Here is a 12,067-nt window from a genome sequence, read left to right on the forward strand (position 1 = left end):
CAGTCTTAGCTTTATGTGCCTAACGTCACGCTACGCTATCACCAAGCCCTAAGTAAATGAACAGAAAAAATTAAAGGTATGTGAAGAAAAGTAAAATCGCCCAAAACTCTCTTCCTGTTCCCTTGCCCCAACGACAATCCACTGAAAGTCAAAAAATTATAAATCAGTCAAATTTACACAGCAGGTAGTAAAAAATGGATAATAACTTCTTTATAGGTTCTGGTAATGAACAATATCCCTATAGTCAAACTGTTAGAAAAAATAATATGTATAGCAAAAAAGCTGGTGTGAAGGCTAGTAATCAATTGGGTGGAAAGGAAACTTACTTACGGTCTTATGCTTTAAAGCTTGCTCAAAAAGGTGATTATACTGAAGCGATCGCTCTCTTAACCCAACTCATTAATATCCGTCCTAATGATGCGGTTCATTACAGTAACCGGGGATTGATTTATTTTCAAAGTGGTAATCCTCAAAAAGCTATTACCGATTATAACACAGCACTACGACTTAATCCCCAATTAGTTAGTGCTTACAATAATCGAGCTAATTACTATGCTGCTTGTGGCAATTTAACAGCAGCACTAGCAGACTATGACGAAGCATTGGATCTAAATCCTCGTCATGTTCGCGCATGGATTAACAGAGGTATGACTTTACGGGATTTGGGTCAATACGCAGAATCTATAGAAAATTTTGAAACTGCTTTACTATTTAACCAACTAGAGAGTAAAATTTGGGCTGAACGTGGCCGGACTTATCATTTGTGGGGTGATTGGAATTGTGCGATCGCTGATTATAACCGATCCCTCAGCCGAATTTCCTCCAACCAAAGTCAAGATATTTCTAATTATCACTTACGGTTACAAGTGGAAACTTGGTTACATGAGTTGTTGTAGTCAACAAGACAGGGAATTGGTAATTGGTGATGGGTGATGGGTGATGGGTAATAAAAAATTTATTCTTCCCCTGCTTCCCCTGCTTCCCCTGCTTCCCCTGCTTCCCCTGCCCCCTGCCCCCTGCCTCCTAATTACTATTCCCCTGGTGAATCTTCTTGATTGATCAACACCACCTGACGCTTATTTGGTTCAAATCGGTAAGATTTTTCTTGCATAATGCCCTTAGCTTGATGGGGATCAAAATTACGGCTAAATTCAGTGCGTAAATTATTGACTCTTCCTTCCATTACTTTCACTTCTGTCCGAATTTCTCGCAACTTGTCTTGTTGTGACCAATGATAAGGCAAAAGCTGCCCTAAAGCCGATATTGCGGCTGTTCCAATAACTAAATTAACAGCGACCTTAGCTGTAGTTTCTAGTGCCATAACTCGGTGAGAAAGTTGGCGAAGATGCCGTTTTGGTCGGGGTACAACTGGGGTGACAACTTGGCGTTGTTCTACTGGTTCTAGCGGGGGTCTGGATGGTTGGAACGCGTTCATAATGATAAAAAGAGCCTCGCTGATTGAAGGGAAAAACCGTCAACAGCACACTATTATCGTTTTGCGGAATCCAAAATTGCCAAAAGCTATTTTGAATAATATTTTACTTCCGCCCGACGTATTGGCGCTAATTGGGAATTGATTTAGCTGCCATATTACTCCATTTCTGCGAAATAGCCATAGGTGTTAGATGACTTTTTCCCAAAAAATATCCTGGTAAAGTTAAGCACAGTGATCAGATAAATGATAGCATTTAAGCACCACTAATCTAAAAACTGCACTCAGTCATACCAGGATCGTTAATTTAGATCGCTCTAAATTTTCGGGTTATTTGTAAAGTTCTGTGGATAAACGCCAAGCCAGGATTCCTGGAATCAGCGCCACGACTAAAGCAATGTACACTTGAGTATCTGAGATATTCATGTTGAAAACTCTCCTAACGTCAAACTCTTCGTTTACTACTTTTCACTGTTTTGCCAGGATTGGGGAATATGTTGTTACAAAATGCAACATTAACGGGGCTTTATTACCAATATTTTATAAGTTTTGCAAAAGAGATAACATTACTTTGATTTGAATTAGTGATGAATTTATATTTAGGTATTGATTTTGGAACGTCTGGCGCAAGGGCTGTAGTGATTGATAATGATGCCACTATATTAGACGAGAGGCGTTATCCTCACGAAATTGGTGGTCAATGGTTAAATTGCTGGGAAAAGGCTTTATTAACGCTCCTAGCACAAATTCCGGGGGAGTTAAGGGGAGAAATTAGAGCGATCGCTATCAATGGAACTTCTTCTACAATTTTATTAACAGATGCCACTGGTCGGCCTGTAGACGCGCCTCTATTGTACAACGATGCACGGGGATCAAGGATGGTGGAGCGTTTAAGCCAGGTTGCACCAGCAAATCATACAGTATTAAGTGCAACGTCTAGCCTCGCCAAACTCCTCTGGATGCAAGAATTACCATCCTTTGCAGAAGCCAGTTATTTACTTCATCAAGCCGATTGGTTGGGGTTTCTGTTACATGGAAAATTAGGAATTAGCGATTATCACAACGCCTTAAAGCTAGGTTACGACGTAGAAAAGTTGGAATATCCAGAATGGTTAGAAAGGTTAGAAATTCCGATTAATTTACCCCAGGTTGTCACCCCTGGTACTCCCATTAGAGAATTACGTCCAGAAATGGCGATAAAATTCGGTTTTCGGTCTGATTGTCTAGTCTGTGCGGGGACAACAGATAGTATCGCGGCTTTTTTGGCTAGTGGGGCGAAATTACCAGGGGAAGCAGTGACTTCCTTGGGTTCAACTTTGGTGCTTAAACTCTTGAGTCGTACCCGTGTAGAAGATGCACGATGGGGAATTTACAGCCATCGTTTAGGGGATTTGTGGCTGACTGGAGGGGCTTCTAATACAGGGGGTGCGGTGTTAAGGAAGTTTTTTACTGACGATGAATTGGTGAGGTTGAGTCAAGAAATTGATAGTTCACAGGTGAGCGAATTAGATTATTATCCTTTATTGAAAGAGGGCGATCGCTTTCCGATCAATGATCCTCACCTACCGCCAAAATTAGAACCGCGTCCAGATGATCCCCAAGAGTTTTTACATGGTTTATTAGAAAGTATGGCACGAATAGAGGCGCGGGGGTATGAATTATTGCAACAATTAGGTGCAGACAAATTAACCAATGTTTATACTGCGGGTGGTGGTGCAGCTAATTCCACTTGGACAGCTATTCGTCAAAGATATTTAAAAGTTTCTGTAGTTTGTTCAACTAATACAGAAGCAGCTTATGGGAGTGCGCTTTTAGCAATGGGTGTTTTAGCATCTGGCTGTAAATAAAGTTTGATCGCTAGGTTGCGCTGTACGCGATCGCACTCTCGACTATTTGTAATCAGGCGATCGCACTCAACAAAAGATCGCGCTAAATCCCCAAAACTCGGAGATGTTTCTGGTAAGGGAAATTCCTCTAGGTAAAGCCGTGTGGCTTCTTTCAAACCAGCGATCGCCTGCTCAATCGTTTCCCCTTGATCTACTGTGCCAACTTCTGGACATTCAGCAATGTAAACATCATCTTCTTTGTACAAAATAACTGTAAAGATGCGATTTTTCATCGTGTCTTATCCTCTAAAGCTTGCTCTGAAAATGATAACATCACTGTTCGCTAATTAGTCAGTAACCCTTTTCGTAGGATGTGTTAGCGCTTTTTCGTAGGATCATCTTTACTTAATGCACCTTGCAAGATAGGCGATCGCCCAAATCACAATATTGTTTGTTAGGTTCGCATCTGCCACCCTTTCGGATTTCTATGCCCATGAAAGATAGCAGTTACTATCACTCGGCTTGATACAATACGATAATAGACAATATACGGAAAGCGTTGTATTACTACCCGCCTAACATCACGATAAACAGTAGGGTAAGACTCTGGCATCTGACAAATTCGATCTAGAGCTTCGTGAATCTTCTCTAAAAGGTCGTCGCCCAGTCCTAATTCCTGACTTTCATACTAACTATACGCCTCATCAAGTTCTTTATGGACTTCTGGGCGGAACACCAATGCATAATTCATTTTCGTGCTTTAACCGAGGCTTTAACTTCTTCCCAACTCAGTACGTTGTCAGGATTTGCTTCATAATCATCAATTCGACGATCTAGTTCTTGCTTCTGAAAGTCTGTGAGGTCAGGATTATCTTGTTCTGCCGCAATACTCTCTAAGATGGCTTGTACAATCCGAATGCGTTCTTGAATACTTAGGGTAATGATCTGATTTAAGGTTGTTGTGATGTTCATGCAGTGACGCAGTGCCAGAGGTGTGTTTAGTACATCTTAAATATAGCGGACGGGGTTCTAAACATTAAAATTAATTGTGTTTAAAATTAGTTTTGTTACAAAGCGATCGCATTTCCTAACACCCAACGAGCGAACTGACAAAAGCCCTCCGGGCATCCAAGAAACAGCGCTTGAGCGATCGCACTCTCGACTATTGGTAATCAGGCGATCGCACTTCTTTAGTTAAAGCAACCCAAGGTTGTGTAGTGCGTCTTCCGCAGCACGCTTTTCAGCTTTTCTTGTACTACTGTCCTTACCACGGCCATACTCGCTTCCAGCAACATAAACCACGGATATAAATTCTGGGTTGTTATCAGATCCACCTGAACGCTCAGTCTTATATTCAGGAGGCCTACGGCTAGGATTGCCAGCAAATCCACTATCTAAAACAACTTGTTGTAACCAACCTTTCACATCATCCCTAATACTAGGGATCGAGTCTTCAGTAGTGGGTAGATCGTTCACGACCTTCTCGAAAAAAGGATCAACCAAGTCACGTACTGCTTCAACACCAGAATCAAGGTAATAAGCACCAACAATCGCTTCAAACACATTACATAGCAACGAAGGCTTGCTACGCCCTCCGCTAATATCCTCACCCCTTCCAAGTCGCATCCATTTCCCAATATCTAACTCAGCAGCAAACTTTGCCAACTGAGGTGTATCAACTAAATTTGAGCGCAGGATTGTCAATTTACCCTCTCTCAAATCTGGATTACGTTTATATAGAAAATCACCGCTTAGAAATGTGAGTAGGGCATCTCCAATAAACTCTAACTGTTCATTATCCTCACCTGTATTGGGATTCTCGTATTTGTACGAAGTGTGTGTTAGAGCTTGATTCAGCAAATAAGCATTTTGAAAGGGAATACGTTTCAATAGCTCATCAAGTCTGTTTCGGATACGAGATTCTTCAGCAGGTGAAACAGGTATAGGTCGTACTTCATGCCTTGCTTGCTCTTGAGTTAAAAGACGGAGAACATCTTGTCGTTGCTTCTCCATCTCCGCTACTTGGGGTGATGATATAGACCTGAGCAACCTAAGCACACTATCCACTGCTCGGTAGGTGTCGTCGGTCGAAAAAGTAGATTGGTGCGCCCATTGATTTCGGACTTCAATTAACTCATTGACAAGCGCCCGATCAGGTTGACTCAAGCTATTCCTGAATACATTATCCCATTCTCTATTAACTATCGTTAAAAGTGCAGATACATCTTCGCGGATAATTTTATCTACCTGCTGTTTGGATTTTTTATGATTCGACAAATGGGAGGTAGCTTTTGTCATCCAATTGCTGCCATGCACTGCCTGCATCTTTGTTTCAGTGTAGAAAAATAAACCTTGCCGGAGAAAATCTAAAGCTTTTCCTATCCTCTCCTGATTACTTACTCCCATCGATAGTTCTCCAAAATGTGTTGTAACTAACTTCACAGATTACAAATAGGATTCCTGAAATAGAAGAGGGAAGCTTGACTTCTATCATACCCAGATTTTATGGTGGTTCTATCTAAATAATTCAGATTGTGAGGGAATTACAACCTATTCAAAATGCGATCGCTCTCTTAGGTTATTCTAAACTAGGCCCCATCTAAAAACATATCTACTTCGTCAAAGGCGTAAAATGGTGAGGGACGGTAGCGTTGCAGTATAAAATGTGCGTTAAGTAACACACCCTACAAAATGGCTTAGAGTATTAAATAAGCGATCGCAATAAGGAGAAGCTTGACGAACCCTATTGATATCAAGACGTTTTAAAATTTCCACAGCATGGTGAGGTGGACGACGAGTTTTTTTATCATATTTACCATGTTTAGAATTACGAGTTGCTGACTCTAACCATACTAATAAAGTTTTGGGAGAAACCTGTTCTATATTTTGGTAATTTCTTATTCCTCTTGTGATTTTTTCTTCTTTAAATCCTTCACCATAAAAGTTTTTTAAAGCATCAATATCAGCAATAAACCAAGATTCCATTGCTTGAACCATAAAATGACATTGATCATCATCATAATCTAGGTTATCACCTCTAATCCAGGATTGATCTTCTTTTCTATTTCTCAGATGTTCCCAAGAATTTTGATCAGGAGATATTGGAGATTCAGAATCAATTAATAAAATATTGAAATATTCAGGATTAGATTCTAAAGACAATTTAAAATTTTCATAAGCATCTGCACGAGAACCGCACATGACTATCCTAAACTCTATTTTTTGTTCTTTAGCAATATCAACTAATTCTTGAAAAAATTGGCTAAAACCTTCACGGAGACTGCTTGTAGTTTCCTTCCCTGCAATAATTTTACTTCTAAAACCTGGACGTTGCATTGGTAACAGTTCTTCATCATCATTGGCATTTCCAGCACCCTCAATATAAATACGAATACTCACCATCTATTTCCACCAATTTCCCCTATTCTCCAAAGATCACCAAGAGTATATTTTTCCAACCATTTTTTTAATTTTTCTGGTTTAAGTCTCCTCAAATGAGTTCCTGTATTATCTCTTTCACAAACTACGACAGATTCAGGATATTCACTCAACGCAGAAACCAAAGCATCAGAATGAGTTGTGATAATTAATTGAGTTCTCTGAGATGCTTCTATTAACATTTCGGCAATTGTTGGTAAAATATCTGGATGTAAACCTATTTCTGGTTCTTCAATACAAATTAGTGGTGGTGGAGTCGGATCTAAAAGTAAAGCCATTAAAAACAAATATCGCAATGTTCCATCAGATAAACGAGTTGCAGAAATTGGTTGAATTAACCCTTTTTCCCGAATAAATATTTGCACAGTACCGCCATATATTCTTACATCTACGTCCTCGGCTTCTTCATAAAACTTTTCCAGATATTCAATAGTTTTTCTAAGACCCAATTTATATTTTAAATTGTTTAAACATAAACCTAAATTACTGCCATCTTCCAATAAAGGATGTTCAGGTAAATCAGTTTTTTGGGCGTTTCTTGGTTCTGAATTTCGTCCCATTTGCCAATGACGATATAAACCTATTTTATGAAATTCTGTACTTACATAAGAAAGTTCAGGATATAAATCAGGATCTTTTCTTTGAGATAAAACTGACTGATCTAAAATTAAATCTTCTCTGCGGAGATTTCTTTCAAATCTCTTACTATCTTCCGTGAGTTTATTGATATTTAAAACTGGACGACCATTTTGATAACGATAATAAAAATAGACATCTTCCTGTCCTTCGTAAGCTTGTTCATTCTCCAGAAATTCATCTACTAATTCTAATCTTTGTCCTACTTCTGTTATGCTTAATTTGTAATGTAGATTGTTTCTGTGTCTTTCTGGATTATTTAATATTGGATTATTTAATATAACGTCTATATTAGCTATAGAATTACTTCCCTCACCTTTCCATAAAAATTCATTAATACCTCCACCTTGACGAAATGGTGCTGGTAAATCTGTGGGTGTTGCTTTTAAAATACTAATAGCTTCAATTAAATTAGACTTCCCAGCAGTATTACGTCCAATTAACACATTTAGAGGTTGTAATTCAATTTCTTCCCCTTCACTTCCATAGGAGAGAAAGTTTTGTAACTTAATTTTATGAATAAATCTTTTACCTTCCATTTACCTTATCCTAATATTAAATAAAACTAGATTGTTTGCTAATATTTTGGGTGACTTTACTCTAATGTAGCTATCCATTTCCTGATAAACAACTATTGATCTTTTGCGATCGCTCTCTTAGGTTATTCTAAACTAATTCAATTGTTGGATGATTGGAGTTTAATCCCCATGTTAAATCTTCTCGCCGTTTGGTTTGGGTTTCTTGGAGCTTTTGCAATTCCCATTGTAGCTGTTGTTGACGCAATAAGAGTGATCTGCTTGCAGGAGTGCTTCGCTATCACTCTCAACAAGCGAACTGACAACAATCATAGCCAGCCCCGACTCCGCAGGTGTTGAACATCTTCCTCAAGTTTACGAAACTGGGTGGTGGTACGAGATTTCACAATGTTTCTGGGTCTAATTCTTGAGTTTTACCTGCTCGGTACTCTGCCATGGCTTCGGCTGCCAGTTTCGCCAATAAATCTGGGGAATGAGCAAATGAATCATCCCATCGCTGATCATCTTCGAGTTCTTCCAGAATTAGGGTTGCGATCGCATCTTGCTTGTCAGTAGGTAAGGTTTTTAATCGGGCGATCACCTGTTCGAGTCGTTCAGTCATATTGGAATCCACTTTTCTTTCATGACGCACACCTTAATTATCGCTTATCTCATCAAGATCGCGTAAAATAGCGATCGCACTACGGAGCGCTTCGCTATCGCACTTTATCAACCAACCTATGAGCGAACTGACAAGTCAGCGATCGCGCTATCGCACTCTCGACTATTGGTAATCAGGTGTTGTAACACTAAATCCCCCACAGGTTTATGTTACTGATTGTGGCATGATAAAAGTCCCCGTGACTGCTGACATTTTCTAAAAACAGTCCAATTAAAAAGAATTAAAGTTGACTCCAATCCTGTAATTCCAGAGCTTTAATGCGGCTGAAATAGCGTTGGTTATGCGTTACAAGAACGAGATTATTTGCAAGAGCAACACCCGCTATCAGAAGATCAATGTCATCAACAGGAGTTCCATCCTGCCTGAGCTTGGCATAGCTGTCGGCGGAGAGGTTTACGGATTGTGCAGTCAGGGGCAGGATTATATTTTGAGCAGCAGGGTCAAGAAACAGTGTGAGTTGCTTTTGTGCGTCGCGGTGTTTTAATCCACTGAGGACTTCGTAGTAGGTAACGATGCTCAGGTTGATTTGCTGATATTCAGATAGGTATGCCTGAAATTGGGAGACGACGTTGACATTGCCTCGAAAAAACATAGACAAAATATCGGTATCAATCAAAGTTGGCTTCACGATTTTGCCTCTGGGAAAATGCCTGCTGACGGCGAACAGAGATATCCTCTACCCATTCAGTGTAAATTTCATTAGGTATATCATTCCAGCAACCCGCAAATTTCATGAGATTTTGAGGTACATGATTGGATATGGTATTGAGGAGAAATGAATGAACTAATTGATATAAGTCATCTAATTGATCTTCTGGAATATGCTGAATTTCTTCCAGGACTTTAGTTCTTAAATCTGAATTATTCATCTACCAATCCTCTTACTATCTACAAAGTTTTACAAGTATTTATACTCATTTTAATCTGAGATGCTCCTAATAGATCGCCCCAACTCAAAACCAAAATATCACAATATCGCACTCTTCCCACACCATCGCACTCGAACAACCCAACCGACAAGCGATACCTTCTCCTATCGGAGACACTACGTGAACGGTCAGCTATCTCTTCGAGACGCTACGCGAACGCGATCGCACTCTATCAGTTTAAACTGTGAGCGATTCGGAGCGGAGCGCTTTCCTGCGGAACACTACGTGAACGCTATCGCTTGACATTCAAGACAGTCGCTACAAACTTTTGCGGACTCATTGGTGATTCAAAAGTGTTAGTATAGATAATTTCCAAAAGTTTACAAACTTGATATAATGGACATAAAGATTATTTATTGAGGTAATAATTATGTTATCAACTGATATGAAACAAGAATCAATAATTAAAAGAATTGAGAATGTTGTTGCTATTTTAATGGAAGAACGTCCTTTATTTAAAGAGGATCTAAATTATACGAAAATGGTTCAATCTTTAGTAAAAGTATTTAAAGAAAACTTTACTTTGGAAGAATTTAGTCAGATATCAGAAGAAAGTCTTAAAAAGCGTTGTAGTGGTATCATGGCTCTACACCTTTTGGCTAAAATAGGAGAGGATTTTACTCCTGAACAAATGGCAATTTTTGATGATGCAATTAAAAGAAAATAGAAAATTTATGAATTATTTATTAGATACTAATATTGTTTCTTTAGCACTCAAACAAAATTCCCAAATTCTTCACAAGATTACAATTAGTGAGTCTAAGGAAGAAAATATTTTTATTAGTTGTATCACCTATTTTGAAATTAGGCGAGGTTTTTTAGCGGTTGATGCACCAAAACAAAGGGCAAGATTTGAGGAATTTTGTCAAGAATATCCGATTATTTTCTTAGATGATTTGGCAATTTTAGAAAAAGCTGCCCAAATTCATGCTAATTTGAGATTAAGAGGTTTACCAATTCAAACTGAAGATGTTTTAATCGCTGCTACTGCTATTCTTAAAGATTTAATTGTGGTTTCTAATGATAGTGATTTGTCCAGAGTTGAGGGTTTAAGTTTAGAGAATTGGGTAGAATTATGATGATTAAATTATTTTTTGGCTGATGTATTTAAAACTGTAGGTTGGGTTAAGCTGTTATTGGGTTTTTCGCATTTGGTCAGGGGTGTAAGTGGCGAACTCGCACTTCATCAACCAACCGACAAGCGAACTGACAAAAGCCCTCCGGGCACCCAAGAAACAGCGCTTGCGCGATCGCACTTCCTAACACTACCCAACAAGCGATACCTTCTCTACAAGACACTACGTGAACGGTCAGCTATCTCTTCGAGACGCTACGCGAACGCGATCGCACTTCATCAACCAACCGACGAGCGATACCTTCTCTACAAGACACTACGTGAACGGTCAGCTATCTCTTCGAGACGCTACGCGAACGCGATCGCACTTCATCAACCAACCTACGAGCGATCGCACTTCATCAACCAACCTACGAGCGATCGCACTTCATCAACCAACCGACAAGCGATCGCACTTCATCAACCAACCAACAAACGATCGCACTTATTAATCTAACCCACAACCGATCGCACTTGATCAACCAACCTACGAGCGATCGCACTTCATCAACCAACCGACAAGAGATCGCACTAAATCCCCAAAAGGTTTATGTTACTGATTGGGGCATGACGAAAATCCCGACAATTCTGCAATACGCACATTTTTATTGAAGAGGATGCCGACGGGGACTTGCCACAAACTGAAACCCTAAAGATAGACAATGAGATGTTGCTGCTTGAGAGTAAACATAAAGATCATTGTTATATTCTTTGGCAAGCAACTGACGGATCGCATGAATTTCAGAAATAATGTCATCATGCCATATTGAAATTGTATTCATGGTAAAACTCCCATTAACTCAAAAGGTGTTACTAGCTCTGGTAGTTTGTATCCCTTAGCAGAACACAAACCTCTTATTACGGGTAATTGTGATGGATTTGCAATGTGGGTACAGTTCCATGTCAATAAAATATCAAGTTCATGATAAGCGGCACAAGCGATATGTAAAGCGTCAATCTTTGCTTTAGGAGGAAGACCTCCACCGAGTAGGAGAAATTCTGCTAGTTCAGGAATCTCAGGGGTAATTGGTAGAAGCGGAATATTGCGTAGTGTTTCTATCCGTTCTGATGCAGCCTGTGGATCACCAGCACTGACTTCCTTGATAACATAAGGTGAGATGTAAGATATCGTATTTAGACGATCATTATTCCACCAGAGTTTTGTAATCTGTTGGCAGGCTGACTTGATGATGTCACTACTCTCACGGGAGGTTAGGTAACTAACAACAGAAGTTTCAATATAAATTTGCCGTGTCATTGGGGTTGTTAGATAGCCACTACACTCTGTACGCTTGAAGACTGACTAATCACTATTTCAATTATTATAGCTTCAATGGCAACCAGAATCTAATATAAATTATCGTCTGCGATCGCACTACAAGATCACCACTCACATCCAACGCGCGATCGCACTTCATCAACCAACCAACAAGCGATACCTTCTCCTATCGGAGACACTACGTGAACGGTCAGCTTCGCTATCGCACTTCATCAA

Annotated in this window: 19 protein-coding genes; 6 read left to right on the top strand and 13 right to left on the bottom strand. The window is 39.6% G+C overall.

The genetic code is table 11. The features are described 5' to 3' along the window. The first annotated feature begins 194 nt into the window (after nucleotides 1–194). Nucleotides 195–896: a tetratricopeptide repeat protein gene (locus tag VB711_RS15755; RefSeq protein WP_323287082.1), complete on the top strand. Its 702-nt coding sequence runs from the start codon at nucleotides 195–197 to the stop codon at nucleotides 894–896. A 134-nt stretch (nucleotides 897–1,030) separates the two neighbouring features. Here the strand turns inward: VB711_RS15755 and VB711_RS15760 are convergent, their stop codons facing one another. Both VB711_RS15760 and psaM read right to left on the bottom strand, forming a co-directional pair. Further along, nucleotides 1,031–1,435, bottom strand: coding sequence for a hypothetical protein (locus tag VB711_RS15760; RefSeq protein WP_323287083.1), 405 nt, complete (start codon nucleotides 1,433–1,435; stop codon nucleotides 1,031–1,033). 327 nt (nucleotides 1,436–1,762) lie between these two features. Beyond that, a complete protein-coding gene (psaM, locus tag VB711_RS15765; protein WP_323287084.1) occupies nucleotides 1,763–1,858 on the bottom strand; it encodes a photosystem I reaction center subunit XII in 96 nt (31 codons plus the stop codon). A gap of 161 nt (nucleotides 1,859–2,019) precedes the next feature. Between psaM and VB711_RS15770 the strand changes: the two genes are divergently transcribed. Beyond that, complete coding sequence (locus tag VB711_RS15770) at nucleotides 2,020–3,279, top strand: FGGY-family carbohydrate kinase (protein WP_323287085.1); 1,260 nt, start codon at nucleotides 2,020–2,022, stop codon at nucleotides 3,277–3,279. Here the strand turns inward: VB711_RS15770 and VB711_RS15775 are convergent. The 3 genes from VB711_RS15775 to VB711_RS15785 form a co-directional block, all read right to left on the bottom strand. Beyond that, nucleotides 3,228–3,551 (bottom strand): type II toxin-antitoxin system HicB family antitoxin, encoded by a 324-nt coding sequence (locus tag VB711_RS15775; protein WP_323287087.1) that lies wholly within the window; start codon nucleotides 3,549–3,551, stop codon nucleotides 3,228–3,230. The two genes, VB711_RS15770 and VB711_RS15775, sit on opposite strands and share 52 nt — an antisense overlap. 161 nt (nucleotides 3,552–3,712) lie before the next feature. Continuing rightward, entirely contained in the window at nucleotides 3,713–3,925 is a 213-nt protein-coding gene (locus VB711_RS15780) for a type II toxin-antitoxin system RelE/ParE family toxin (RefSeq protein ID WP_323287115.1), read from the bottom strand. Between the two features lie 80 nt (nucleotides 3,926–4,005). After that, complete coding sequence (locus VB711_RS15785; RefSeq protein WP_323287088.1) at nucleotides 4,006–4,230, bottom strand: addiction module protein; 225 nt, start codon at nucleotides 4,228–4,230, stop codon at nucleotides 4,006–4,008. Between the two features lie 76 nt (nucleotides 4,231–4,306). Here VB711_RS15785 and VB711_RS15790 point away from each other — a divergent pair, with 76 nt between their 5' ends. Continuing rightward, nucleotides 4,307–4,456, top strand: coding sequence for a hypothetical protein (locus tag VB711_RS15790; protein ID WP_323287089.1), 150 nt, complete (start codon nucleotides 4,307–4,309; stop codon nucleotides 4,454–4,456). On the opposite strand, the gene rnc is transcribed toward VB711_RS15790, so the two are convergent. The 6 genes from rnc to VB711_RS15820 all read right to left on the bottom strand — a co-directional run bounded on the left by rnc (nucleotide 4,453) and on the right by VB711_RS15820 (nucleotide 9,398). Further along, entirely contained in the window at nucleotides 4,453–5,700 is a 1,248-nt protein-coding gene (rnc, locus tag VB711_RS15795) for a ribonuclease III (protein ID WP_323287090.1), read from the bottom strand. The two genes, VB711_RS15790 and rnc, sit on opposite strands and share 4 nt — an antisense overlap. Before the next feature lie 228 nt (nucleotides 5,701–5,928). Next, the gene (locus VB711_RS15800; protein ID WP_323287091.1) at nucleotides 5,929–6,660 is read right to left on the bottom strand and encodes a DUF4276 family protein; all 732 of its coding nucleotides are present in this window, start codon (nucleotides 6,658–6,660) and stop codon (nucleotides 5,929–5,931) included. After that, nucleotides 6,654–7,871, bottom strand: coding sequence for an AAA family ATPase (locus VB711_RS15805; protein ID WP_323287092.1), 1,218 nt, complete (start codon nucleotides 7,869–7,871; stop codon nucleotides 6,654–6,656). The genes VB711_RS15800 and VB711_RS15805 overlap by 7 nt, the downstream gene beginning before the upstream one ends. Nucleotides 7,872–8,250: 379 nt before the next feature. After that, nucleotides 8,251–8,469 (bottom strand): hypothetical protein, encoded by a 219-nt coding sequence (locus VB711_RS15810; RefSeq protein ID WP_323287093.1) that lies wholly within the window; start codon nucleotides 8,467–8,469, stop codon nucleotides 8,251–8,253. Between the two features lie 280 nt (nucleotides 8,470–8,749). After that, complete coding sequence (locus VB711_RS15815) at nucleotides 8,750–9,157, bottom strand: type II toxin-antitoxin system VapC family toxin (RefSeq protein WP_323287094.1); 408 nt, start codon at nucleotides 9,155–9,157, stop codon at nucleotides 8,750–8,752. Then, nucleotides 9,138–9,398 carry a hypothetical protein gene (locus VB711_RS15820; RefSeq protein WP_323287095.1) on the bottom strand — a complete coding sequence of 87 codons (261 nt, stop codon included), beginning with the start codon at nucleotides 9,396–9,398 and terminating at the stop codon, nucleotides 9,138–9,140. Before VB711_RS15820 ends, VB711_RS15815 begins: the two co-directional genes overlap by 20 nt. Nucleotides 9,399–9,828: 430 nt before the next feature. Between VB711_RS15820 and VB711_RS15825 the strand changes: the two genes are divergently transcribed. From VB711_RS15825 to VB711_RS15835, 3 genes are all read left to right on the top strand, one after another. After that, the gene (locus tag VB711_RS15825; protein WP_323287096.1) at nucleotides 9,829–10,125 is read left to right on the top strand and encodes a hypothetical protein; all 297 of its coding nucleotides are present in this window, start codon (nucleotides 9,829–9,831) and stop codon (nucleotides 10,123–10,125) included. Nucleotides 10,126–10,132: 7 nt separating this feature from the next. Further along, nucleotides 10,133–10,537, top strand: a complete 405-nt coding sequence (locus tag VB711_RS15830) for a type II toxin-antitoxin system VapC family toxin (protein ID WP_323287098.1) — start codon at nucleotides 10,133–10,135, stop codon at nucleotides 10,535–10,537. A 223-nt stretch (nucleotides 10,538–10,760) separates the two neighbouring features. Next, entirely contained in the window at nucleotides 10,761–11,024 is a 264-nt protein-coding gene (locus VB711_RS15835) for a hypothetical protein (RefSeq protein WP_323287099.1), read from the top strand. Between the two features lie 153 nt (nucleotides 11,025–11,177). Here the strand turns inward: VB711_RS15835 and VB711_RS15840 are convergent, their stop codons facing one another. Beyond that, on the bottom strand, nucleotides 11,178–11,354 hold the full coding sequence (locus tag VB711_RS15840; RefSeq protein ID WP_323287100.1) for a hypothetical protein: 177 nt from the start codon (nucleotides 11,352–11,354) through the stop codon (nucleotides 11,178–11,180). Next, the gene (locus tag VB711_RS15845) at nucleotides 11,351–11,830 is read right to left on the bottom strand and encodes a type II toxin-antitoxin system VapC family toxin (RefSeq protein WP_323287101.1); all 480 of its coding nucleotides are present in this window, start codon (nucleotides 11,828–11,830) and stop codon (nucleotides 11,351–11,353) included. Before VB711_RS15845 ends, VB711_RS15840 begins: the two co-directional genes overlap by 4 nt. Nucleotides 11,831–12,067 lie beyond the last annotated feature (237 nt).

Source organism: Cronbergia sp. UHCC 0137 (assembly GCF_034932285.1).
Lineage (GTDB): Bacteria > Cyanobacteriota > Cyanobacteriia > Cyanobacteriales > Nostocaceae > Cronbergia.

Coding starts and splice junctions, on each gene's coding strand:
- VB711_RS15825 (WP_323287096.1), top strand. CDS start 9,829: ATGTTATCAACTGATATGAAACAAGAATCAATAATTAAAAGAATTGAG.
- VB711_RS15845 (WP_323287101.1), bottom strand. CDS start 11,830: ATGACACGGCAAATTTATATTGAAACTTCTGTTGTTAGTTACCTAACC.
- VB711_RS15760 (WP_323287083.1), bottom strand. CDS start 1,435: ATGAACGCGTTCCAACCATCCAGACCCCCGCTAGAACCAGTAGAACAA.
- VB711_RS15785 (WP_323287088.1), bottom strand. CDS start 4,230: ATGAACATCACAACAACCTTAAATCAGATCATTACCCTAAGTATTCAA.
- VB711_RS15820 (WP_323287095.1), bottom strand. CDS start 9,398: ATGAATAATTCAGATTTAAGAACTAAAGTCCTGGAAGAAATTCAGCAT.
- VB711_RS15770 (WP_323287085.1), top strand. CDS start 2,020: ATGAATTTATATTTAGGTATTGATTTTGGAACGTCTGGCGCAAGGGCT.
- VB711_RS15775 (WP_323287087.1), bottom strand. CDS start 3,551: ATGAAAAATCGCATCTTTACAGTTATTTTGTACAAAGAAGATGATGTT.
- VB711_RS15805 (WP_323287092.1), bottom strand. CDS start 7,871: ATGGAAGGTAAAAGATTTATTCATAAAATTAAGTTACAAAACTTTCTC.
- VB711_RS15830 (WP_323287098.1), top strand. CDS start 10,133: ATGAATTATTTATTAGATACTAATATTGTTTCTTTAGCACTCAAACAA.
- VB711_RS15755 (WP_323287082.1), top strand. CDS start 195: ATGGATAATAACTTCTTTATAGGTTCTGGTAATGAACAATATCCCTAT.
- VB711_RS15800 (WP_323287091.1), bottom strand. CDS start 6,660: ATGGTGAGTATTCGTATTTATATTGAGGGTGCTGGAAATGCCAATGAT.
- VB711_RS15840 (WP_323287100.1), bottom strand. CDS start 11,354: ATGAATACAATTTCAATATGGCATGATGACATTATTTCTGAAATTCAT.
- VB711_RS15810 (WP_323287093.1), bottom strand. CDS start 8,469: ATGACTGAACGACTCGAACAGGTGATCGCCCGATTAAAAACCTTACCT.
- psaM (WP_323287084.1), bottom strand. CDS start 1,858: ATGAATATCTCAGATACTCAAGTGTACATTGCTTTAGTCGTGGCGCTG.